Annotated in this window: 21 protein-coding genes; all 21 read left to right on the plus strand. The window is 35.5% G+C overall.

Annotation, left to right across the window (positions count from 1 at the left end; translation table 11 throughout):
- Window positions 1–245: 245 nt before the first annotated feature.
- The 21 genes from BLS33_RS00005 to BLS33_RS00120 all read left to right on the plus strand — a co-directional run bounded on the left by BLS33_RS00005 (window position 246) and on the right by BLS33_RS00120 (window position 23,783).
- On the plus strand, window positions 246–701 hold the full coding sequence (locus tag BLS33_RS00005) for a toxin-antitoxin system YwqK family antitoxin (RefSeq protein WP_089884006.1): 456 nt from the start codon (window positions 246–248) through the stop codon (window positions 699–701).
- A gap of 277 nt (window positions 702–978) precedes the next feature.
- Window positions 979–1,755, plus strand: coding sequence for a ThuA domain-containing protein (locus BLS33_RS00010; protein ID WP_089884008.1), 777 nt, complete (start codon window positions 979–981; stop codon window positions 1,753–1,755).
- A gap of 497 nt (window positions 1,756–2,252) precedes the next feature.
- On the plus strand, window positions 2,253–3,059 hold the full coding sequence (locus BLS33_RS00015) for a class I SAM-dependent methyltransferase (RefSeq protein ID WP_089884012.1): 807 nt from the start codon (window positions 2,253–2,255) through the stop codon (window positions 3,057–3,059).
- Between the two features lie 119 nt (window positions 3,060–3,178).
- The gene (locus BLS33_RS00020; protein ID WP_089884014.1) at window positions 3,179–4,114 is read left to right on the plus strand and encodes a YHYH protein; all 936 of its coding nucleotides are present in this window, start codon (window positions 3,179–3,181) and stop codon (window positions 4,112–4,114) included.
- A gap of 68 nt (window positions 4,115–4,182) precedes the next feature.
- Window positions 4,183–4,815: a LysE family translocator gene (locus BLS33_RS00025; protein WP_089884016.1), complete on the plus strand. Its 633-nt coding sequence runs from the start codon at window positions 4,183–4,185 to the stop codon at window positions 4,813–4,815.
- A gap of 509 nt (window positions 4,816–5,324) precedes the next feature.
- Complete coding sequence (locus BLS33_RS00035) at window positions 5,325–6,002, plus strand: hypothetical protein (RefSeq protein ID WP_089884021.1); 678 nt, start codon at window positions 5,325–5,327, stop codon at window positions 6,000–6,002.
- Window positions 6,003–6,333: 331 nt separating this feature from the next.
- Window positions 6,334–7,986 carry a S41 family peptidase gene (locus BLS33_RS00040; protein WP_089884023.1) on the plus strand — a complete coding sequence of 551 codons (1,653 nt, stop codon included), beginning with the start codon at window positions 6,334–6,336 and terminating at the stop codon, window positions 7,984–7,986.
- 231 nt (window positions 7,987–8,217) lie between these two features.
- Window positions 8,218–8,694: a GNAT family N-acetyltransferase gene (locus tag BLS33_RS00045; protein ID WP_089886104.1), complete on the plus strand. Its 477-nt coding sequence runs from the start codon at window positions 8,218–8,220 to the stop codon at window positions 8,692–8,694.
- 102 nt (window positions 8,695–8,796) lie between these two features.
- The gene (locus BLS33_RS00050; protein ID WP_089884025.1) at window positions 8,797–9,447 is read left to right on the plus strand and encodes a peroxiredoxin-like family protein; all 651 of its coding nucleotides are present in this window, start codon (window positions 8,797–8,799) and stop codon (window positions 9,445–9,447) included.
- 166 nt (window positions 9,448–9,613) lie between these two features.
- A complete protein-coding gene (locus BLS33_RS00055; RefSeq protein WP_176801290.1) occupies window positions 9,614–10,687 on the plus strand; it encodes a ligand-binding sensor domain-containing protein in 1,074 nt (357 codons plus the stop codon).
- A 299-nt stretch (window positions 10,688–10,986) separates the two neighbouring features.
- A complete protein-coding gene (locus BLS33_RS00060; protein ID WP_089884029.1) occupies window positions 10,987–11,304 on the plus strand; it encodes a hypothetical protein in 318 nt (105 codons plus the stop codon).
- Window positions 11,305–11,442: 138 nt separating this feature from the next.
- On the plus strand, window positions 11,443–11,829 hold the full coding sequence (locus BLS33_RS00065) for a hypothetical protein (protein WP_089884031.1): 387 nt from the start codon (window positions 11,443–11,445) through the stop codon (window positions 11,827–11,829).
- 398 nt (window positions 11,830–12,227) lie between these two features.
- Entirely contained in the window at window positions 12,228–12,635 is a 408-nt protein-coding gene (locus tag BLS33_RS00070) for a nuclear transport factor 2 family protein (RefSeq protein ID WP_089884033.1), read from the plus strand.
- A gap of 711 nt (window positions 12,636–13,346) precedes the next feature.
- Window positions 13,347–14,540 (plus strand): M23 family metallopeptidase, encoded by a 1,194-nt coding sequence (locus BLS33_RS00080; RefSeq protein ID WP_089884038.1) that lies wholly within the window; start codon window positions 13,347–13,349, stop codon window positions 14,538–14,540.
- 736 nt (window positions 14,541–15,276) lie between these two features.
- Entirely contained in the window at window positions 15,277–15,585 is a 309-nt protein-coding gene (locus BLS33_RS00085; protein WP_089884040.1) for a putative quinol monooxygenase, read from the plus strand.
- A gap of 60 nt (window positions 15,586–15,645) precedes the next feature.
- Window positions 15,646–16,518: a helix-turn-helix domain-containing protein gene (locus BLS33_RS00090; protein WP_089884042.1), complete on the plus strand. Its 873-nt coding sequence runs from the start codon at window positions 15,646–15,648 to the stop codon at window positions 16,516–16,518.
- 98 nt (window positions 16,519–16,616) lie between these two features.
- On the plus strand, window positions 16,617–18,134 hold the full coding sequence (locus tag BLS33_RS00095; protein WP_218129515.1) for an alkaline phosphatase D family protein: 1,518 nt from the start codon (window positions 16,617–16,619) through the stop codon (window positions 18,132–18,134).
- Window positions 18,135–18,510: 376 nt separating this feature from the next.
- The gene (locus BLS33_RS00100) at window positions 18,511–19,239 is read left to right on the plus strand and encodes a hypothetical protein (RefSeq protein WP_089884046.1); all 729 of its coding nucleotides are present in this window, start codon (window positions 18,511–18,513) and stop codon (window positions 19,237–19,239) included.
- Between the two features lie 523 nt (window positions 19,240–19,762).
- Window positions 19,763–21,259 (plus strand): TIR domain-containing protein, encoded by a 1,497-nt coding sequence (locus BLS33_RS00105; protein ID WP_089884049.1) that lies wholly within the window; start codon window positions 19,763–19,765, stop codon window positions 21,257–21,259.
- The gene (locus BLS33_RS00110) at window positions 21,259–21,894 is read left to right on the plus strand and encodes a primase 1D-like protein (protein WP_089884051.1); all 636 of its coding nucleotides are present in this window, start codon (window positions 21,259–21,261) and stop codon (window positions 21,892–21,894) included. Before BLS33_RS00105 ends, BLS33_RS00110 begins: the two co-directional genes overlap by 1 nt.
- Window positions 21,895–22,691: 797 nt before the next feature.
- A complete protein-coding gene (locus tag BLS33_RS00120) occupies window positions 22,692–23,783 on the plus strand; it encodes a glycosyl hydrolase family 28-related protein (RefSeq protein WP_176801291.1) in 1,092 nt (363 codons plus the stop codon).
- The last annotated feature ends 6 nt before the right edge of the window (window positions 23,784–23,789 follow it).

Here is a 23,789-nt window from a genome sequence, read left to right on the forward strand (position 1 = left end):
GTGGTGGCCCAAATTTAGTTTCCGTAGGCTTCCAAAGGAGTGACGAAAATTTTCATGCTGACAATGAATATATGCGTATTGAGAGTTTCAAGAAAGGTCAGCGTATATACGTGAACCTGCTTCATGCATTTGTGAATCAATTGAATGAATAAATACTACTTATAACTAAGTATATGAATTCATAGCACCCTACGGGATGCAACGATTCATATACTAACCGCTACTTACAAATTAAGACCAAGATTATGGAAAAAACATTTTTACTAGCATTTTTGACCTTTACATTCTTCACTTACGGACAAAAACCGGAATTAAAAACCTGTGATTGCAATGAATTGACAATGAAAGGTAAAGATGGAAAATCTGCATTTAAAGATAAAGTCGCCTTTACAGGAAAGTGTCTTACAAACAACGTTGATGGAATTGTTACGAAAGAACTACATTATTTTAATGGTCAACTAAATGGAGAAACAAAAAACTTCCATATGAATGGAAAAATTAAAGAGGTTATTATGTACTCCGGAAATATGAAACACGGAAAATATATTCTGTATAGCAAAAACGGAAAACCACTAATCGAAGGGACTTATAAAAATAAATTGAAAGATGGAAAGTGGAATTACTATGATAAAAATACTGGGAAAATGAATAAAACAATTGACTTTGAATTTGGAAAAAAAACAGCAGGTAACAAAGCTTAAAATTCATTGCCTGCGGATTTTCTTTGCAGGAAATCCGAGCAAAAAGCTAACTTCGGGGTTCGGCTGCTCCGAAGCGTCGGGGCTTCAGACAAATCACAGCAACTAATCTTATTTGAACACGTTGGGATGGAATATTCACAAGGTTTTAAATTGAGAGACATGAAAGGCAAAATATTTAAAGTCTAATTATAGAAAAAAATCAATTCGAAATTGATAGTGATTAATTGGAGGGCAATAAACCTTTGATTACCTAGTAACTATAAAGAACTTTAATTTTATGAATCAAAAATTACATACACTATCATTTAAATATTTGTTGGTACTAATTGTATTCATACCTATTTCAATTTTTGCGCAAAAGAATAAGGTTTTAATTGTATCCGACACATGGCCTCAAATGGATGTCTTGGCAAACGGCTTGATGGAACATGGTTATGTCATCAATAAAGTAAACGAAGAAGAAATTGAATCCGATTTATCAGGTTTTGACTTTGTTTTCATGTATATTCATAAAACACACGCTCCCAGAACTGAACGCGCATTAATTGATTACACGATGAATGGTGGGTCATTAATTGTTCTACATCATGGTATTTCGTCTTCAAAAATGAAAAACCCCCAATGGCTTGACTTCTTAGGTATCGAATTATATCCAAGAGACCATAAGCAATACCCATGGAAGGTATTGGCTAATTTGACCTATTCCATGGTGAATTTGTATCCAGAACATTTTATTACTAGTAATGGGATTAAATATGAAAAAGTCACCACATTTAATTCTGAATATGATTCAATTTACGATGGGGTATTTAGTTCTTTTCAACTAATAAATACGGAGTTGTTTTTGAATCAACGTTTTAAAGATAATCAAAGAACAGTTTTATTTGGTTTTAGAACTGAAGATGGATCAAGAATTCAACCAACTTCAGGTTGGTATAGTCAAAAAGGTAAAGGAATGGTATTTTATTATCAGGCCGGGCATGAGGTATCAGATTATACAAATCCGAATTTCTTAAAGATTTTATTAAATACCCTGGAATGGAACCCGAGTTGACAACAGACCCAATGGATTAGCATATTGGAAAAAGATCTTGGTGAAATTTTTTTAATGAAACAACTAATTAATTTTTTGAAAAATAGCTCGACTTTCAGAACTGTATTATTTATTACGGCGCTGTACCTCGGAGTTTCATAGTCTTTGGAGAAAAAGTAACAATTTCAGAAATCATTACTACGCTTTTAGTTTTCTTATACTTTGTCTGGAGTTTTCGAAAAAAACCAAGTAAAAGAAATAAAAAAACGCACTACAACAAGGTGTAAGCGGAATTACGGCGTCCCTACGCTTCGGGAAGACTGTGTTCGAATCCACTCAGAGTTGCTAACAACCGTGCTAGAACAAAAATTAACACATATTAATCGGGTTACGGTTGTGCGACACCGTTGTACTCGATCTCACATGAGAGGTAATCCTTTTTATAGTTACCTTGCTATAAAAACACGCTAACTTGATACGTTCCATTTCAATATAGTGTTAACACTTTTTACTAAACTATGCTCACCAATATTTTTGCTTTCTTTCTTAAAATTTCTCCACGCCTGAAGCGGGCGGTTTGGAAGAAACTATATCAGTATCTGGCAAAGAAGTATCCAACAGGGGAGTGGACGTATATGAACTACGGTTACGAACCCGGTAACCAATCGATTCCAATCCCACTGAACGCGGAGGAAGAGATAGACCGGTATATGATTCAGCTATACCACCATGTGGCAACGGCTGTCGATCTTAGGGATAAAGACGTATTGGAAGTCGGTAGTGGACGGGGAGGAGGTTCATCGTACATCAAACGATACCTAAAACCAAAGACCATGACCGGAATTGATTATTCTAAAAACGCAATCAAATTCTGCAATAAACAGCATTCGGTAGAAGGATTGACCTTTATTCATGGTGATGCAGAAAACTTGGCGTTGGCTAATGAAAGTGTAGATGCGGTTGTGAATATCGAATCTTCACACTGCTACGGGTCCATGAAAAAGTTTGTGGAGCAAGTCTACCGCGTGCTCCGTCCTGGCGGGCATTTTTTGTTTGCCGACCTACGTCCCTCCGAACAGCTTGATGAACTTGATAAGACTTTCAGTGCTGCAGGATTTAAAGTGCTCAAAAAGGAATTGATTTCGAAAGAAGTGGTCAATGCAATGGATGCAATTCACGAATACAAGTTAGAATTCTTTCAAAATATGGTAAAAGGCTGGTTAAAAAAGCCGCTGAATGATTTTGCAGGGGTCAAGGGGTCGAACATCCATAAACAATTGAGTAATGGTGAGATGGTTTATTATCATTATGCGTTGAAAAAATGATGAACTGCGGCTTCTTTCAACGTGTTTGTATAGCTGCAGTATTAAATTGCAGAAGATAACCAAAACGTTGGCTGCAATTTACAAACCGGCTGTCAACCTAAAAGTTTAAAATAAATCAAATGAAAAAAACAGCTCTTTTGCTTCTTATCACAATCATTTTCTCTTGTAAACCAAATAGAAAAACGGATGAAAGTGTAAAAACAATTCCCGTAAACAAAGCATATTTTATTGCGGAAAATAGTATTGGACAGATAACGGAAGAAAAGATTGACCTAAACGGAGTTGAAACCTTGTGTTATATAATCAAAACACACTCACAGGCTACAGAACACCCAATGGGACCTTGGTGTCCAACTCACATAGAAGACGGGAAAGAAAAAGCAGGCATTTGGTTTGAGAATGGAAAAGTCTATGATGTTTCAGGGCATTTTATTGCTGAATTAGATGAGTTTTATAGCGATGAAAAGTGGAAATTATACAAGGAAGATGGTTCTATAAAAGTCACAGATACGAAAGAAGGATGTTTGGCAGCAGCAAAACCAGATGTAGAAGAAGCATATAAAAACCACTGTGTGGAATGCTTGCCCGAATATTTTAAAAACCAAATAACCACATTTACAATCCCTGTAAAACCGATATATCAAAATCCTCCTCAAAGATTTGGAAGAGGTGGAATTGGAATTGCTTTTAACGGAGTAAAATTTGACCCACCAGCACCGACCGAAGCCATATTGGCGGCGCATACGATTGCGCCATTAGATGACCACGGTGGACACGTAAATCCTCACGGTGGATATCATTACCACGCAGTTCGAGGTTCAACAAAAGAAATTGAACAAAATGAATCCCATTCACCAATGATCGGTTATGCGATTGACGGATTTGGAATCTACGCAACAGTAGATAAAAACGGAAAAGAGGCTACTGACTTGGACGAATGTGGTGGGCATTCAGACGAAATAAGAGGATATCACTATCATGCTGGCGAGTCTGGAGGCAATCAAATTATAAAATGTTTACACGGAATTCCAGGGAAAATTACAGTTGCAGAGTAAACATTACATGCTAGGTTTCGAAAAAAACCGTTATGTACAAGCCGATAAAAAGTAACTAATAAATACAAATGAGCGGAATTGAAAACTTTTTAGGATTTTTATTAGCGGGAATCGTTATGAACTTGACACCCGGAGCAGATTCGATTTATATAATTACGCGTAGCATTGCGCAAGGGAAAAAAGCCGGTATATATTCGGTACTCGGAATAGGAAGCGGAGCTATAATCCACATCATACTTGCTGCGTTCGGCCTATCGGTACTATTAGCCAAATCAATACTACTTTTTAATATAGTAAAATGGACCGGGGCTGCTTATCTGATTTATTTGGGCGTTAGAATGTTTATTGATAAATCTAACTTATTTGATAGTCAAAAAACTGAATTTAAGAAAGTTGATTTGTGGAAAATATATCGCCAAGGATTTCTGACTAATGTGCTGAATCCGAAAGTTGCTATCTTTTTTCTGTCGCTGCTACCTCAATTTATAAAACCTGAATACGTAAATAGTGCCATCCCTTTTCTAATTCTAGGGGGCACCTTTTTGTTAACGGGAACAATTTGGTGTTTGTTTTTAGCGTACGCCGCCTCTTTTATGACGCAAACTTTTCGAAGTAATGACCGAATTGGAAGAATAATGAAAAAAGTAAGCGGATCCGTATTTATTGGATTAGGACTTCAGCTCTTATTTAAAAGAAACTGACAAAAAGCAAGCACACAACACGTTTTAGTAAATAGCACCTACAATCAAATTAAAATACCGAAGCGCAGTTATGAGCGATGTAAGCATAAGTAACGCAATGATTGTTATCTTGATCTGTCATTTCGCAGTCCTAATAATCGGGTATAAAATGCGAAAAACAATGGTATTGATTTCTTATATAAATGCGGTTATGGTGATAGGTATTTTAGTTTTTTGGACTATCAATAGTCTTCCTATAAAACAACCTAACTTTGAGTTTAGAGAATTATTTGTAATAGGTCTGGAAGTTTGTATTTTAATATTCGCGCTGTACTCCATTATAGGTTTTTATAATAAAACTCTTGTAAAAGCCGTAAACTATATTGGTTTTGGAATTCATTTATTAGCGACCACGGGACTGCTTTATTATTTAGCGACATTCAAACTTAATAGACTTTTTTAACGCTGAATTACACTGGTGTATAAATAGCAATAGTGATGATAAGCATTACCATAAAACGTGCCTACTTATGAAGGTTTTTGAAATTAATATATTGATGCTACTACTTGCATTCATTCCATTTTCAGGCTATGCGCAATCAGAAAAGAATATGATCAACGATTCCCTTATAATACCGCTGAAAACCGGAAAAAACCCTAGTATTCAATTGGAGACATTGGTCATAGAACCTGTCAATCTATTCATTCAAACAACTCCAACAAATAATGCCTCTCCGCATATCCAATTGGAATTAAATGTAATTGAAGACACTAGAAGATATACTACTTTTCTGTGGCAATATGAAGCGTCTAACGGTAGAGAAAAAATAAACTATCCGAAAGCGTATCAAAACTACGCTTTCAATTTAAAAACTAATAAAGAGGAGGTAAAGTTGGTTGTTGAAAAATTAGCCTTCGGAAAAGCCATGTTTATTGATTTAAGACAAACAGCGGTTATCGGAAACCTATCCATTTTGTTTGAAGATTATATAGGAGAATGGTCAGTTGATGCCAATGGAAACCAGACAGATGCCTTTAATACCTATACTATTTTGTTATCGGAAGATGGGGTACAGAAGTCCATGTCGTTTATGTCACTAAATAAACAAGTTGAAAAGGAATTATCGATTGTATGGAAAGATTATAAAATTTTGATTTTGGAAGATTCTGAAAAAGCATTAAAGCTAATGGTGTTTAAAGGCGATTAAAAAACTTACGAGTAGTAACGACACCCAAAAACAATTCGGGCTTCGGCTTTCATCATAGGGTTTGTGTATTTTTATAAATTCCAAAATCTTTAGACCCAAATCGTTGGGATTACTTTAAGCAGGGAAAAGAAAACACAGAACAAAAAGAGTGTGCTATATTAGCGGCGCAAAGCAAATGCTAGTTTGCTACCGTATTGTTCATAATTAATCGGTTTGTAACAACATTGGCAAATTAAATTCAATCATTTAAAATTTTCCTAATTGGAAAATATTTAACATTCTTCGAATTAAATATATGTTCTTTTGATAGCTTCTCCAACTCAAAAATCATATGAAAAAAACAATACTCTTTCCAATAGTTCTATTGATTTTTACACATTCAATAGTCGCCCAAAATGAACTTACTGAAATTGAAAAACTGGCAGCAACCGCCAAAATTTGGGGCTTTTTAAAATATCACCACCCACAAGTAGCTGAAGGGAACTACAATTGGGACGAACAACTATTTGAGACTTTGCCAAAAGTTAACAGTGCTACAAATATGGAGCAACTATCTCAAGTTTATTTGAATTGGATTGAAAGTCTGGGAGAAGTTAAGCCATGTAGAAAGTGTAAACCTAAAAACGATGTTCAATATTTCGATAAAAACTTCGATTTGAACTGGTTGAATAATGACCAATTATTTACAACTCAACTATCTGAAAAACTAAAATATATAGAAGATAACAGGCATCAAGGGAAAAAGCAGTATGTAGCATATTATAGTAATAAACTTAAAATTGCTGATTTTACTAATGAGCTTGATTATAAAGGTTTCGATTGGCAAAATGAAAATTTAAGGCTACTCTCCTTATTCCGTTATTGGAATATGATCGAGTATTTTTTCCCATATAAATATCAAACAGATATGTATTGGGGCGATGTTTTAAACAAAATGATTCCGAAGTTTTTAAATCCGAAATCAGAAACGGATTTTCATCTTAACATGGTCGAATTAGCCGCTAGTATCGATGACAGCCATGTGAGATTTGATACCCAAAAAACATACCGCTATTTTGGTCATTATTACCTTCCTGTAAAATTTAAGCTAATAGATAACAAAGCTATAGTCACAGGTATGTATAACGATTCTTTGGCCAGAATAAATGATTTGAAAATTGGGGACATTATAACAAAAGCCAATGACAAAACGATTGAAACGATATTTCAAGAGGAAGAGAAATATATCATGGGTTCCAATACCGCTAGAAAAAGATTAAATGCCAGTTACTATATTCTTAATGGCCCAACTGATTCTTTAAAAATCGAGGTGATAAGGGATGGTACAACAGCTACAAAATCAATAAAAAGATACTTATATAGAGACTTCAATTACAAAGCTAAAGAGGAATCAGAAAAGTATAAAGTACTAGAAGGAAATATTGGTTATGTCGATATTGGAAAAGTTGAACTTAAAGAAGTTCCTAAAGTAATGGAGGCTTTAAAAAATACCACGGCCCTAATTTTCGATATTAGAAAATCAACGGGGATTACACCTTATTATTTTGCTAACTATATTACATCGCAAAGTAGAGATTTTTACAAAGTAATAGAACCTGACCTTGATTATCCGGGAAGATTTATTTGGACTAAAACATATCAGAGTGGTACTAATGGTAAATTAAAATATACCGGAAAAGTTATTTTGTTAGTGGACGAAAATTGTCAAAGCCAACGTGAGTTTACGGCAATGTGCCTACAAACCGGTGACAACGTCACCACGATAGGAAGTCAAACTTCTGGGGCTGATGGTAATGTTTTATTATTTAATATGGTAGGTGGTTTCAAAACGCAAATATCTGGAATAGGAATTTTTTATCCTGATGGCACGGAAACCCAAAGAAAAGGAGTGAAAATTGATATAAAAGTAAAGCCAACGATTGAAGGCCTTAGTGCTGGAAAAGATGAAATACTGGAAAGGGCAATCGAGTTTGTGAATAAATAAAAATACGGTTACCAACAGTACCTATAGCCAATAGGGTGAAAAAAGCTAAATTTAACGGTTGGGTTTATTTCCTAAGTCCGTCGTCCCGATAACCATCCGGATTGGCAATTAAAAAAATAAAATAATTAAAAACCAGACCCAAAGCTTAGGGGCTGACTACCTGTGCAGACGGAAATGAAAAGTTTCCTCGTCCATAGTTAGTTGCAAGCAAGAAAAGACCAGCAAATACATATGAAAATTGAGCTATTATCACAGAACCAGAATTGGCTACCCACAATTGCAAAATGGTATATTGAAGAATGGGGACCAACAAAAGATGCCGAAGCGACTCAAAAAGAAATTCGAAAACTGCAGGAGTACCTCAATGAAAAAAAGGTGCCCTTGATATTGGTAGCTTTTGAAAATGATACGTTGTTAGGCGCTGTTCAGCTTAAAATTCATGAAATGAATATATATCCTAACTACAGGTACTGGTTGGGAGGCGTTTACGTATCTAAGCATCATAGAAATAGAGGGATAGCGAAGGCCCTTGTTCTTGAAGCAATCAATAAAGCAATAGAATTGAATATCGACAAACTATATCTTCAAACAGAAAACCTAAGCGGAGGATTATATAAAAAGCTTGGTTGGTCAGCGATTGAACAAGTGAATTATAATGGTGAAGAGGTATTAGTAATGGAAAAAGAAATAGCAGCCAAGGGGAAATAAGGTCAAAAGCGATTAGGTAAGAAGGGTCATTAGATGAAGCAAGTGATAAAGAATTCCACGCTATCAACTTTGACATAAAGCTAAAGTACTTAAAAGAAAAATATGAAAAATTTAAAAGAACAAACTGATACCAAAATTGCAGCGGGCCGACAAGCTAATCCCGATTTCATGAAAGGCGTTGATGATATTATTAGCAAGGCTAAAGCCTTCCAAGAGGGTGGTGATGCTATTAAAATTGGCCAAAAAGCTCCTGGTTTCGAACTTCCTAATCCTGAAGGAAAACCGATATCGTTGGATAGCTTGTTAGACAAAGGTCCCGTGGTTGTCACATTTTATCGTGGTGATTGGTGTCCGTACTGTAACTTACAGCTTAGGGCCTTGCAAGCCCGATTAGGTGATATTCATGCATTAGGTGCTACATTGGTTGCCATCAGCCCACAAGTACCTGATGGATCGATGACAAAAGATGAAATTAGCGAAATTGATTTTATAGTCTTGTCTGACCAAGACGCAAAAGTAGCTTCACAATATGGCGTTGCATGGCAAGTGCCAGAGTTTTTAAAAGAGCATATGCGCGTAGATCGCAATCTTGAATTAGAAAAAATCAATAATGGAAACGGCAGTGTTTTGCCAATTCCGGCCACCTTTGTATTAGAACGTGACGGGGTAGTCACATGGCGCTATGTTAACGTTGATTATAGAACACGTTCAGAGCCTGAAGAGATTATCGAGGCCTTGCAAAATCTGTCTTAAAGATTCACCTAGTTAAAGAAATTGATTTTTTTGTGTTCATCAAAAACGATTCAACTTCATCGATAACATCGTTTGTTAAAAACAAGTTGTTTTATGTCGTTGAAATACAGAATGTAAAATAAACTGATGACAACCAAGTATGTATTTCATGCAAAAAAAGGAGTTGATGATTAAAATTAAACTTATTATAATATGTATCCTGTCTTTTCCCATATACTCCTGTAGTGAACAAAAAAGCAAGAATGAATTACAAAATGTAACTTCAGAAACAGACTCAGAACCCATCCGATCAAATAAAAAAAGTTTCGATAAGAGCTTACTGTCCCCTGATTTTAACGATCAGATAAATCAAGTGGTAAGAACAGTATTTCAAGACAGTAAAAGAAATATATGGTTTGGAACAGAAAGTGGAGCTTTTAAATTTAATGGTGAGTTACTTATTTACATTAGTGATATTATAAGTAAATCTGGAAAAGGAGTAACCATTAAAGATATTACAGAAAGTAGGGACGGTAAAATATGGTTTGGGCATACAGCTGGTATTAGCAGTATTCTTGGGGAATCAGTTACAAATTATTATGAATCAGATGGCTTAATAAGTAACGATGTTTGGTGCATTACTTCCGATACCATTGGAAATATTTGGATTGGTACCAAGAATGGAGTTTCTGTATTTGACGGACAGGAATTCTCTAATTTTGAACTACCCGAAGGAATAATTGATTCAACCGTTGGCGTATCAAGTACTAAAATGGTTCATAGTATAAAGGAAGATAGTAAAGGTACATTGTGGTTCAGTTCTAATGCTGGGCTCTTTTCGTATTCGAATGATATGCTCATAAATGTCACTGAAAAAGCGGGTATTCAAACTAATTTCGTCAATGAAATATTCGAAGATAAAAAAGGAGAATTATGGGTTTCAACAAAAAAGGGATTATATAATCTAAGTGGAGATAAGATAAAGAATATAACAGAAGGTAAAATTAAAGATGGAAAAGGTATAGGCAGTATTGCAGAGGATAAAGACGGGAATATATGGTTCGTTTCCAATCAACATTTTTTATACACGTATGATAGGGAAAAACTAATCGAATATCAAAAATCAGAAGTAAATAAAGGACCGGTAATCTTTCAAATTTATAAAGATCAAGACGATAGACTTTGGTTTGTCGGCTATGGAGGTACTTATCGATTAGAAGATGGAAAATTTATAAATATTACTAAGAATGGTCCCTGGTAAAAAAAGATAAGAACCCAGAACAATGTACATATATAATAGCGGTTCAAGTGATAAAAACGAAAGCATAAACATAAAATTAAGGTCAGAATAGATAAGTTTTACCGATACAGCAAAATCCGTAAAAGGTTACAGATAAGCGCTTTTGGCTTTAAAATATATGTAGATAAAGGTGCGCTAAAATGGGGATATTTATTTACTGCTTTTTTTTAGGAACAATTGGTATCTTCGTCGTATAGGGTGTACATATCATTGATCGGATACCCCCGTTAGCCGTAATTATCACTGATTAATAGAACATAGTGACTAAAAACAAGTTTAGTGGAAAACTAGGAGAATTGATAGAGAGGGCTGAACGTGGAAATGAAGAAGATGTCGATTATGTAATTAGCCATCTAACTGACGATTCTACTTTAGCAATGACTCGTTATGTCGACTTTGCTTTAAGCTTAGTTGTAAATAGAAAAGGAATTTTACGTTTAGAATATTATTTATTTAATGGGACACTTATTCAACGTAATTATTGCTGCTTGTTTTTTAACAGAAGATTAGATTATGATCTTGTAGATCAAGCATTCAGAAAAGGATTAATAGATGAAATTCAAGCATTTTCAAGATAAACTAACCTACCCAAAACTATTGATATTAGGAAGAACACAGCTAACACTATGTAAAAGCATTAAAACGACTTTTGACATTAAACGTTATAGGTATTCGCAACTTAAACATTCATCTATCTTAAATTAAATATTTGCACTATGAAATACGGACTATTGCTATTCGTACTTACTTTATTGTGCTGTTCCAAAGATGATAAACAAAGTCTGACCTCTTCTGATTTAAAGGGAAAATGGATTGAGACTGAAACTCGAAAGGATACTTTGTTTTTTGAGTCCTTGGACAATTTAGATTTCATGAATTTGAACAGGGGAAAAGAACTAAGAAATGGGAATTTGTTGCCTAAACCTAAATCAGGACCCTATAGATATAAACTTTTAGAAGAAAAAATATCTTTAAATTGGGTATTATCCAGTGATTCCAGCTTTAATGACTACTATTTGAAGGTTATTAATAATAGATTGAATATTGGAAATTTTTATGGTTCGACATTAGGCGAAACCTTGACTTTTGAAAAATTGGATTAAAAACTCCGTTGATAAGTACATGAGGACTTCATTAGGAGCAACTGTTGCGCTTATGGACTTTTTACTCCGTCGAAATACTCGACTAAAATTAAGGTTTCATGCTTACTCGGGCGTGTCACGACTAATAACAACAAAACCTATGAAGTAATGCGGGCCTAGAGTTCAATTCCAAGTTTTGTCTATATTTATAAAGGTGCAAAATCTTTCCTTAGGTTTACAAATGAAAATATAAAAGCAATACCATAAGCTTTAGCTTCGTACATAGGCAGAAACGAAAAATTTCCTTGCTTACGAACTGCGCTTAGTTCAACATTTGTATCTCACAAAACGCTATTGAGAATTAAAAAATGGGAAAGCCGAAAACCGACCAGAGTAGGCACTAAATAACAATTAAAATAATGACATCTGAAAAAAACATTCAAGTAATTAACGCTTTGTACAACGGGTTCTCAACTGGCGATATGCCATCTGTTCTGGGTTTAATGGATTCCAAAATTGAATGGAACGAAGCCGAAAGTAATTCACTTGCAGTTGGTAATCCCTACATTGGTCCAGATGCAATTTTAGAAGGCGTGTTTGCGCGTCTTGGAGCGAACCACGAGCATTTTGGTTTACAAGAGGTAAAAGTCCATGGCATGAGTGACAACATGGTCTTGGCTACGCTACGATATGATGCCAAAGTAAAAGCAACCGGAAAGAGCTATAATGCACAGGCCGCACATTTGTGGACGCTTAATGACGAAGGAAAAATTACTGCCTTTCAGCAATATGTAGATACCAAGAAGATGGCAGATGCTGAAAAGTAATTTTAAGGGCATCGACTGATATGGGATTAAAAGAATAACAAAAGCACAACAAGGTATATGACGTTTGTGCCCGGCAAAAGTTGGGCACACCGCATATACAAGCCTTTGGCGACATGCTGAAAAGGACGTTTAAGAACAATTGCTCTTTTGTGCTTAAATGAAGGTAGTTGCGGGTTCACTACTTTTAATTTTCTTGCGACACTATCTAAGTACACAAAACCATTGTAAGCAATTCTCTAAATTGTAACATCATGACATAGATATCGTTTTGCAAGCATAAAAAGAAAACCTTCACCAATAAATCAATACCCTCCGAATCAAATTCCTTTTCTCTTCTATCATAGGAATTACTATTGTTAGGGTTTTTGAATGTGGAGACAGCTATCAAGAACAAAAAGTTGACCCCAAATAGATTTTGAAAAAGCAGCAGCAGACCATGATGGGACCACATACAAATTGGGGGCCATTTCGAGTTTATATTAGTGGGCTTCTGAATCCTTTGTAAAGCCATTCATCATAGTAATAAATGTGCTTCATAGTGATGAATTTAATAAAACAGTAGAAAATTAAATTTTTTGTACATTTTAAGCAAGGTTATAATCTTGATGAATTCGAGAAATATTTCAGTCTATTTCATTTATCGACCTAACCCACGGAATTTTTTTCTGACTTATTTATGTTAAATTGCTCATAATACTAATAATCAGCGACATGAAAGCAAAAACTCGTCTAACTACGCATTCTTTTAGCAACATATTTATCTCTTTGACATTGGTTTTTATTTTTTCATTCTCCACATGGAGTTGTGGCAAGGATGATCCAAAAGAACCCATGAAAGAAGAAATGGAAGAAGAGATGGAAGAAGAGGTGGGATATAATTATCCGGAAGGTAAAATATTCTTCGACTTCCCACCCATGGATTTAGATGGAGCTTATTTTTATGAACCTATGGGATTTATGGGGGTGTTCCCCCAGGATCATGGTGGCTTTATTCACTTTGAATATGGGGTCGATGAACCAACCACGCCAATTTATGCAATGGCTGATGGTGTCGTTACAGAACTAGGGGCCAGTGGAGGTGATTTATTCATGACCGTGAAGTATAGTACAACCATAAGTGGCAAACTTGGTCATGTGGGTAGATTTGCTAATTTTATATTGGATCAAACAGAGCCAGTAATAGAAGGTAGCCCTCTAGATGTTGAAATTGAAGTAAAATCAGGGCAGATTATTGGCTACATCTCGCCATTATCAGCTTTAGATATTGGCATTCATGATTTAGAAGTGGCGGATAGTAAGTCATTTTGTTATCCAGAATTGGCCTATTTTGAAAATTTATATGCTGCAGACATTTTTGATTACTATAAGGACGAGAACCCTGTAAAAGCAGAATTTTTGAGTAAAAATGTTAGAGCACTTCCTCCCTATGGAGGGAAAAATGACTTTGACGTAAAAGGAACAATCTCTGGAAATTGGTATATCAAGGATAAATTTGAAGGCAAGGATCAGGCTACCAATTATTTTGCAATCGGATATGATCATATATATGCACAAAGAATTGCCCTTCTCGATGGATTACCAGCCCATGATCCTGATATAGCTAACACGTACTCACATTCGTGGATAAAAGGTAATAATCCCAAACCTGAAGAAGTTAATGTTGCATTTGGAATAGTTAAATATGAATTAATTCCAAAACGCCATGTAATTAAAAACCCTGATGGAACTTACGAATTATACGCGCTTGATACTATTGATGATCAAATACCAAGAGGTGTCCTTTTAATGCAAATGCTGGAACCGGAAACCATGCAGCTCGAATTTATTGCAGATAAGACCGCAATGGAAGTTGACGGATTTACTGGTAATCAAAGAATATACGTTCGTAAACCTGATTATGAGTAACTATTGATGTGCCCATTCTTGTAAAATAAGAATAAGAATACCCTGAGTCCATCATCAATAAATAATTATGGAGGTTTAAGTATGATTTTTGTTTACTGACACTTTTTAGAGAATTCCTTTTTTATACTGTAACCAGAGAATAAAAATGTCAAAATTCTTTCTGATTTCAATGCTATAATTGTAGCCAACTATGAATCAAAAACCGAAGGTACGAACACCGCTTTTTAGACAAGACTAAAACGGGCCTGTGAAAAGGTAGGAGCAAAGCCAATGTTGTCCAATAATGTAGCCTATAAAAAGCCTATCCCAGTTCTTTAAAGGTACCATTTAACAACAGGAACACCTATTAGTGAAATCTAAAAAACAGATAAGATTTACAGATACAGCAAAATTTCCAAAAAGAGTACAGATAGGCGCGTTTGGCTTTAAATAAATGCAGATAAAGCTGCGCTAAAATGGGGATATATATTTACGGCTCTTTTTTAGGAACAATTGGAGTCTTCGTCGTATAGGGTGTATATTATCGATAATCATATACATGTCTTATGTGCAGTTCCTCAAACAAATAAATCCTGTTCATTCCCGATAGTAATCTTAAAAAAATTGAGTTGAAATAGATACTTTTTTTGATTCGTCACAGAAAAAAATGTCCATCATTAATCCTAAATTGTCTATTTTCAGAAAGGGCCCTTAGCTATAGTTTTGCTGTATTATTAATCATTAAAATAATACAAATATGAAATTCGCATTATTAGTAAGACTAAAAGCAAAAGCAGGAAAAGAGCAAGAAGTGGCAAGCTTTATTACAAACGCACTACCACTAGCCATTGATGAACCAGATACAATTACTTGGTATGCTATCAAAATTGATTCTTCTACTTTTGGTATCTTCGATACTTTCCCTCACGAAGATGGAAGACAAGCACATTTAACAGGGAAAATTGCTAACGCACTTATGACAAATGCACCTGAACTTTTAGCTGAAGAGCCAACAATTGAAAAAGTGGAAATATTAGCCTCAAAAAAGCAGATGCGTGAATTTTAAATTTTTAACTGAAGATTAAGTAACTTAACTTAATCTTCAGTTATTTAAATTATTTTTAGAGTGAAAATTAAGACATCAACACTTGTCAATGAGACAAATGGAGAGCTCGCATTTAAACTATTTTCATTTAGTGATGATAGTAATTTTGACCATATACAAAGGCATAATTATTATTCTATTATACTTATTCTTAAAGGTGAGCTTCAGTTACAAATAGAACTTGAAAAATATACAATTTCTAATAAAACAGTTATTTGTATTTCACCATATCAGCCCTATTCCTTAAAGCCTGTTAAAAATGTTTCCGGAATCGTATTAAATTTTCATTCAGACTTCTTTTGTACTTATAAACACCAAAATGAGATTGAAACAGAAGGAGTCTTATTTCATAATATTTTTGGAGCCCCCTTTTTCAATCTATCAAATGAGGAAACACTTCTGAATATTATTACTCAAATGGAATTAGAAATAGCACATAATAAAATGGGACAACACGAATCACTTGTATCTTATTTGAAGATATTTCTTATTTCAATCGTAAGAATAAAAAAATCGGATACAAATAGTTCCAAAATAACATCTAAAGAAAATAGTAAACCTCAGATTTTGCAATCATTAATATATTCTATTGAAGCAAATTATAAGGAAAAACATACGCCAAAAGACTATTCGGAAATTTTAAATATTTCTTCTAGTGTATTGAGTAAACTAGTTAAAGAATATTTTAACAAAACATTGACCAAGTTAATAGTACAGCGAATAGTTGTTGAAGCAAAAAGAGAACTATATCTTACATCAAAATCTGTAAAGGAAGTGGCTTTTTTACTCGGATATGAAGATGAATATTATTTCAGTAGATTTTTCAAAAAACAAGTAGGAGTCTCTCCTAATGTTTATCGTAAAACTGTTGGTTTTGCAAAGGAAGAAAGTTGAAAAAAGCATATAACACGCTGTAAAATTAACGGCCCAAAGCAAGATTACAAATAAAGGCCACAAATCACACACCTATCGTAACCACCAAAAACCACAACATGCTAAAACCAATTTTAAGAACCCTACTGATCACCACAGTACTAGTCTCTTGCCAACCCAAGGTTAATGACATTTATCTAGGACAAGGAATAATGGCTGGCGAAGCCACTTCAACAGCTGTAATCTTGCAATCGAGATTAACGGTCTCTGATACCTTGATTAACGGTGATCTGACTGGTAAAGAAGGGATAGCAAGATTTGAAATCGCTACGGAGGCTACTTTTGACAATCCCATGTATTCCGATTTCGAGGAGGCGCGAGCTGCGAATGACTTTATTATTAAAAAGAAAATTGAAGGTTTGGAGCCCGGAACCAAATATTACTATCGGCTTCAATTTGGAACGGACAAGAATGCGCTTTTTGAAAGTGAAACAGCAAGCTTTAAAACCTTGCCCGGACCGAATAGCAGTACAGAAGTTTCCATGGTTGTCGTAACGGGTATGAACTACTATCATTTCTATTTCGGAAAATATGAAGAAGCCAATGCATATTCAGGCGATGACAAGAGTCAAGGGTATCCGGCATTGAAGGCCATCAAAGACCTGAACCCCGATTACTTCATCGGTACAGGCGATAACGTTTATTTTGACCATCCCTATAAGAAAAACTTTGACAGGGCGGTTAAAGCCGGAAAGAATCCGAATCCTGGAAGATATCAGGGGATGGAAGTTGTCGATGAAGCAGGTATGCGAAGAAAGTATCATGAACAGTTTGCTCAACCCAGGTTTCGCGAACTTTTTAGCAGCGTGGGAACCTACTGGGAAAAAGACGATCATGATTATCGATTCAACGATGCGGATCCCTATCAGAAATTTCCCATATCCCATGAATTGGGGATTAAGAATTTTAAGGAGCAACTGCCTGTTGTGGATCCAGATGACATAAATGCGAAGACGTATCGTACACATCGTATGAACCAAGATCTTCAGATATGGATGTTGGAAGGTAGAGACTATAGAAGTCCGAATAACATGAAAGATGGTCCCGATAAAACGCTTTTAGGAACCGAGCAATTAGATTGGCTAAAGCAGACCTTACTAGAGAGTGATGCCAGTTTTAAGCTCCTCATTTCTCCAACGCCCATGGTGGGGCCCGATGATGCTTATAAAACCGATAATCATGTAAACCATGAAGGTTTTAGGCACGAGGGTGAAGCCCTATTCCAATGGTTGGTTGACAATGATTTCCTTGAAAAAAATCTGTATATCGTATGTGGCGACAGGCATTGGCAATACCATGCCATGCACCCGAGTGGCATCGAAGAATTCTCTACCGGCGCCTTGGTCGATAATAATTCGCGCGCTGGGCGCCTAGCGGGTGACCCCGATTCGACGGATCCCGATGGGTTGATTAAACAATTCTATATTCAAGGGGATGCCGAGGCTGCGAGTGGTGGCTTTTTGTCGGTAACAGTAAATAGGGAAAAAAGTACGCCAATAGCATCTTTTCAATATTATGATGAAAAAGGGAATTTATTGTACGAGACAAAAAAAGAGCAGCAATTAAATAACAAATAAAACGGGCATTCGCTGGGGAAGATGATGAACAGGCCTATCTTCTTGAAAATGCAAGCAAGTACTAAAAAGTTAGGACAAGACGGCTGCACATTCTCGATCAAAAGCGGAATTAGTACGATAAAAAAGCACCCACTACGGAATTCCGTAAGACAAGTTTAAAAAAAGTCAGGAGCTTTACCAATACAGCAAAACGAATAAGAAAGACCAAATATAAAAGCCGTTAGCTATAAATAAGCTTAGAAAAAGGTGCCCTAAAATGGTGGTTTAAATGTACGGCTCCCATTTACGCGCATTCGTTATCTTAGTTATATAGTTTGTATATAATCAATGGTCATGTACAATTGTTGTACATCATTAAAAAAACATTCCGCTAAATATGAACATTCAAAAAACCAATCATCAACTACTCGAATTATATAAGAGTAAATATCCAAATCTTTCAAAATCGCTGACCGAAAAAAATAAGTCTTTAGAACATTCTGATAAAGCAACAAATCCACTTCTGCTAAAAATTGATGAGAAATATGCGAATGCGAATTTCAAAATTATGTTTTTTGGACAAGAAACAAATACGTGGCTTGGTGAACAGAATAATGGGGAATTTTCAGGTCAAATAGAACCAGTTTATAATCTTTATGAAGACTTCTTTTTAAGTGATAATTGCTATTCTTACGGTGGACAATTTTGGAACGGCGTCAGCCGAAGTGTTCAATTAGTAGAGCAAGAATTAAATGAAAAAGTCGGTGTTGTTTGGAATAATATAATTAAGGTTGGGAAATGTGGAAAGGGCGCCCCTTTCGCAAGTATTCAAGAAATACAATTTGAACATTTCAACGTGTTTAAGGAAGAAATCGAAATTTTAAAACCTGACTTGTTAGTTTTCTTTTCTGGGCCAAATTATGACAGCCAAATCAAAAAAGCGTTTGGAAAAATAGAAAATATAACAGTTGACGGATTTACTGAAAGACAACTTTGCGAAATAGAAATTCCAAATTTAGTACGAGCATTTAGGACTTACCATCCAAATTATCTATGGCGAAATGATATTAATAAATTTCTTCAACCGATTGTAGCGCGGGCAAGAAGGATTTGCATTAACGTATAACAATAATAGGCCTATTATTTGCTAAACCGAAATGTTCGAGCACTTTTTCAAAGCCCCCAAATTTTTAAATTTTGTTTTCAAAACTGAATAGAAAAAACAAAACAAAAAGCCCTGCCCCATTTTTTAAGGCACTATTTAGCAACAAAAGCACACACTACGAAATTCCGTAATAAAGGTTTATAAAAATTAAAGAAATTTACCAATATAGCAAAACGACCTCAAGAGAACAGGATGGGAAACTTCGGATAAACTCCTCTAGTGTACGGCAAGTGTGTTAGTCACTAAGATTTGTTATCTTAGTTCTTATAAGTGGGAAGGCATTTATAATAAGAATAGAAAGGCTTCGTGGTTATTAGGAATGACTAGAAATTATTTAATGTATTGTTAATTTTAGAAAAGCTGAAAACCTAAATCAAACAGTCAATATTACGCAATATATTAATAGCAAAGCAGATGATATGAATAAGTACTACTTTTAATACTATTATTGTTAGGCGCTATTTAAAATCAAATTCTGAATAACATGACTAAGCCAAGAATATTTATTGGATCTTCCAGAGAACAGTTGGTTACAGCACACGCGGTCAATCAATACCTTAATAATACATACGCATTTACAACACTATGGGATAACTCAGTCCCTCCTGGAGATTATGTTCTACCCGCCCTATACAAAGTGTTTAACGACTATGATTATGGAATCTTTATTTTTAGTAAAGATGACATACTAAATATTCGAGGGGAAGCATTCAAAACTACAAGGGACAATGTACTTTTTGAATTTGGAATGTTTTTAGGAGTTAATGGACTGAATAACGCTTTCATCCTATGTCCAGATGATTACTCCTCATCAGGTGGCAGAATCCCTTCGGATTTGTTTGGTTTAACTTTAGCAACTTTTGATTCGAAAAGACCTAAAAATGAGTTAATTGATGCTGTTAGCTCGAGTTGTCAGACAATTCTAAGTAAAATTCAAGAAGAGATTGAGCAGAAGAAATCTGAATCGAATGCTCTTATAAGTGGTGATCGAACTTATGATATCATTACGTATGAAGGAGAATTACTAGCGCGTATAGTAGAAATCTTATCAAGTGCACAAAAAAAAGTTGTCTTTGTTTTGACAAAAGATGAAAGACATTTTCTTTTTGATACCATCATTTCTGTACTATATGCAAGAATTAGAGGCGTAGAGATACAAGTTCACTATTATCCGATAACCGAAAACTACAAAACATCATATAGTATTGAATTATTTAGACAACTCGGCTGCAATGTAAAAGAATATGAAGAAGGCATTGAGCCTGAAAACGTAATTTATTTGGGTGATCCTGAATTAAATGATTTTTCGAGATTAATAATTAAACAACAGAGATATTCAAGGAAAAATATCCTAGGTTACTTTTATAAAGGAGTTTCACATTCTCACATTATTCATTCAATTTATGAAAAGATCGAGGACATTAAAGAGATAGACGCCTATACCCCAAAGATTGTAGAAATTGGAGAGGGAAAATTAGCGGAAATCATGAATGAAGTACCGCTGTATTTACAAAATAATTGCAAATTTTCGATGGAAAAGGTATTAGTGAGTGAAACATACCCTCTATCAACAAACCTTATTCGAGAACATAAAATAAACCAAATAGATTTATTAAATAAACTCTACTCAAAATTTGATTTTGAATTATATCAACTGACTGCAATTGTTTTAAAAAATGGAGAGCAACATTTAATAGTGCCACCCGTACTAGAAGTTCATGACAACAAATATATTATTGCAGAGGGTCATACCAGGTTGTTTTTGCAACAATCAAATAACGAAGGTGTGTGGTGCATTGTAATAAGAGGAATGAAAACTGCTCCAATATCTCCCACTACAACTTGGTCTAAGGTAGAAATAGCACCAATGGGAGCAATTAGAAACTTTAAGCCCAATCAAGATTATATGTCTAGACTAAGAAAAATAGAAAAGTACCTTCACAAAGGTCATTGGTACGAGGAAATTAAAAAATTCAAGTAATGAACAGTAATATTTTTGAAGACCATCCGATACGATTGATTATTGATTTAATTAAAAATAATATCATACCTGAAAATTCATTTCTAAATTTTAGTAGACATATATACTCATATAAAACTCAGTATGAAAAAAGAGAGTTATTTCAAATAAAGGCTTCTGAATTATCTCAGGAATGGTTCTTAAATGAAATCAATAAACTTGAACCTGAATGGGAATTAACGTTTCATTCTGATGTTAGCCTAATTAATGACGAAACTAAATTCCTGCCTCTAATTGATTTTAATATTGAAAACATGGATGAAGAAATAATTGACATAATTACGGATAGGTTTTTAAAACAAAAAAAGCTTAGTGATTTCCAAGATATTCTACATAATCTAGAAGTGTTTGAATCTGGTAGCTCCTACCACGGATATGCAAAAAGAATTGTTACTAAAGACCAATGGTTTAAGTTCACTATAGCAATTCTTCTTCTTAATTATACCAAATACAATTTAACAAATAATATAATAGTGGATACGAGATGGGTTGCGCATCGTTTACTTTCAGGCTATACTTGTTTAAGGTGGAGCAACAATTCTAATACAAAGAGTAAATTACCAACATTTTATAGAACGGGAATAATAAGAGGTTAACTTAACTTCTCCCGTTAAGTTGGCCAGTTTAAAATTTACAATCACTCCAAATCTAGAATAACTGCGATAAGGGCGTTATAGATAAGTATTCCTGTTTTTGGTCCTAGCGAATCTTGGGCAATATTTTAAGTCTTAAAAAGTTCATAAACTATTGAACTAACAAATAGTCTTTTATATGACCCATGAAAGTATACTCCTATTAATTGTGGGTATAGTCGCTTGGATAGTTAAACGTTCGATTTTTAATTTAAAGCGTATTCGCCGTCGTAATTATTATCGGAATGTGTACCTTAAGTCTGACGCGTGGAAAAGGAAGCGTTTTCTAGTACTCAAACGTGATAATTGGAAATGCGTTTACTGTGGTGGCCACGCTACGCAGGTTCATCATAAAAAATATGCGAAAAAAAATATAGGAAAAGAGCCTATAAAATGGTTGGTCTCAATATGTGTACCTTGTCATGAAAAGCGGCACAAATAAAGGAGGGGATAAATAGGTAGCATTTTAACTTCAAACCAGTAGTTAAAAGCTAATTTTCGATGTTCTGCACCCGTTTAATATTGAATTTCCTATCACTCAAAATTTTGAATAACCGCAACACGCTCTTTAAGTTTCTTTAAATCAGAACTGTTTAATGGTACAAGAAGAATAAAGAAAAACAGCTAATAAGACCTTTAATCATTTACTTGAAGCTAGCCTAAATTTAAATTCTTACAGATATCCCCTTCATACGCTTCATTTTTTCTAATTTAGGTGTGTAACCACTCACCGGATGATATTTACAATAAAAAGTAGGCTAGTGTATTCAAGCATTCAATTAACAGCCTTTGCCGTATTACTGCTTATTTCGGCATGTAACCCAAAGGAGAAACTACCCAACCAAGAGCCCCATAGCGCAAACGAAAACACGCTTACAAAACAGTCACGAACTTTTAATGTGCTCGATTATGGCGCCGTAGGCGACGATTCTACAGATAATACCGAAGCGTTTTCGGCATGCCTAAAGGCAGTTGTCGCTGCTGGAGGGGGGCGAATGTACCTGCCCGATGGCGTTTATCGCGGCAGTATCGTGATTCCACCGGTTTCTAAACCACTACCCAGTTGGATCACCGTCGAGATCGTAGGCGAAAGCGAGCCGACACCCGTATTTGGTACGATCGGGTCATTTCCCTTACAGAATAACGGTACGATCGTCAAAAGCCTGTCGCAAACGGGTCCTGCGGTTATTTCCGCCAGCAGTTCCTCCAACGCCCTCTATGCCGAATACTCAGCGGTCAATGTCATTATTAAGAACCTAGACGTACGCACTTATGATAATCCGCGTATCGGCGGTATCGACTTGCAGTACGCCATGCAATGTAAGATCACAAACGTATTTATCAATACCGGCGTCTATAACGTGCAGGCTTCCAAACCCAGTCATGGTACGAGCGGCCTGATCACGCCGGCCTGTAACAACGCTGCATTGACCATCGTACGCGACCTGGTCGTGACCGGCTATCATACCGGTATTCTGGTGAACGAACATACAGACGGAGACAACATCAACCTGGCCTCCAATCTGAACGGTCTAGAATTTGTCTTCGCCCATCATGCCTCGCGCTTTGGTAGGGTAGGGGCGCAACGGTGCACCAATGCCATTACGGTTACGGGCAAGCACGGTTTTTCCATCGAACAACTCGACATGGAAATTGCGGGGAAAGACCAGACCGACAGCAGTAACGCATGGCAGGCAACGGAATTTAATATCAATGACCCGAAGAATTTAGGGGCGGGCGATATCAACTACTGGGTGGTTGAAGGCAATGTGGGTGCCATTGAGGCACTTTCACGAAACGGTGGCGCTTCGATACGGGCGCGGCGGATCGGTTCAGCGCAGGCTGCCAAATGAACCTAA

Source organism: Kriegella aquimaris (assembly GCF_900103215.1).
Classification (GTDB): Bacteria; Bacteroidota; Bacteroidia; order Flavobacteriales; family Flavobacteriaceae; genus Kriegella; species Kriegella aquimaris.

Excerpts from the sequence above, each read along its gene's own strand:
- BLS33_RS00045 (WP_089886104.1), top strand. The coding sequence starts at position 8,218 with ATGAAAATTGAGCTATTATCACAGAACCAGAATTGGCTACCCACAATT.
- BLS33_RS00010 (WP_089884008.1), top strand. The coding sequence starts at position 979 with ATGAATCAAAAATTACATACACTATCATTTAAATATTTGTTGGTACTA.
- BLS33_RS00085 (WP_089884040.1), top strand. The coding sequence starts at position 15,277 with ATGAAATTCGCATTATTAGTAAGACTAAAAGCAAAAGCAGGAAAAGAG.
- BLS33_RS00070 (WP_089884033.1), top strand. The coding sequence starts at position 12,228 with ATGACATCTGAAAAAAACATTCAAGTAATTAACGCTTTGTACAACGGG.
- BLS33_RS00025 (WP_089884016.1), top strand. The coding sequence starts at position 4,183 with ATGAGCGGAATTGAAAACTTTTTAGGATTTTTATTAGCGGGAATCGTT.
- BLS33_RS00080 (WP_089884038.1), top strand. The coding sequence starts at position 13,347 with ATGAAAGCAAAAACTCGTCTAACTACGCATTCTTTTAGCAACATATTT.
- BLS33_RS00035 (WP_089884021.1), top strand. The coding sequence starts at position 5,325 with ATGAAGGTTTTTGAAATTAATATATTGATGCTACTACTTGCATTCATT.
- BLS33_RS00050 (WP_089884025.1), top strand. The coding sequence starts at position 8,797 with ATGAAAAATTTAAAAGAACAAACTGATACCAAAATTGCAGCGGGCCGA.
- BLS33_RS00065 (WP_089884031.1), top strand. The coding sequence starts at position 11,443 with ATGAAATACGGACTATTGCTATTCGTACTTACTTTATTGTGCTGTTCC.
- BLS33_RS00015 (WP_089884012.1), top strand. The coding sequence starts at position 2,253 with ATGCTCACCAATATTTTTGCTTTCTTTCTTAAAATTTCTCCACGCCTG.
- BLS33_RS00005 (WP_089884006.1), top strand. The coding sequence starts at position 246 with ATGGAAAAAACATTTTTACTAGCATTTTTGACCTTTACATTCTTCACT.
- BLS33_RS00100 (WP_089884046.1), top strand. The coding sequence starts at position 18,511 with ATGAACATTCAAAAAACCAATCATCAACTACTCGAATTATATAAGAGT.
- BLS33_RS00040 (WP_089884023.1), top strand. The coding sequence starts at position 6,334 with ATGAAAAAAACAATACTCTTTCCAATAGTTCTATTGATTTTTACACAT.
- BLS33_RS00105 (WP_089884049.1), top strand. The coding sequence starts at position 19,763 with ATGACTAAGCCAAGAATATTTATTGGATCTTCCAGAGAACAGTTGGTT.
- BLS33_RS00110 (WP_089884051.1), top strand. The coding sequence starts at position 21,259 with ATGAACAGTAATATTTTTGAAGACCATCCGATACGATTGATTATTGAT.
- BLS33_RS00055 (WP_176801290.1), top strand. The coding sequence starts at position 9,614 with ATGATTAAAATTAAACTTATTATAATATGTATCCTGTCTTTTCCCATA.
- BLS33_RS00095 (WP_218129515.1), top strand. The coding sequence starts at position 16,617 with ATGCTAAAACCAATTTTAAGAACCCTACTGATCACCACAGTACTAGTC.
- BLS33_RS00020 (WP_089884014.1), top strand. The coding sequence starts at position 3,179 with ATGAAAAAAACAGCTCTTTTGCTTCTTATCACAATCATTTTCTCTTGT.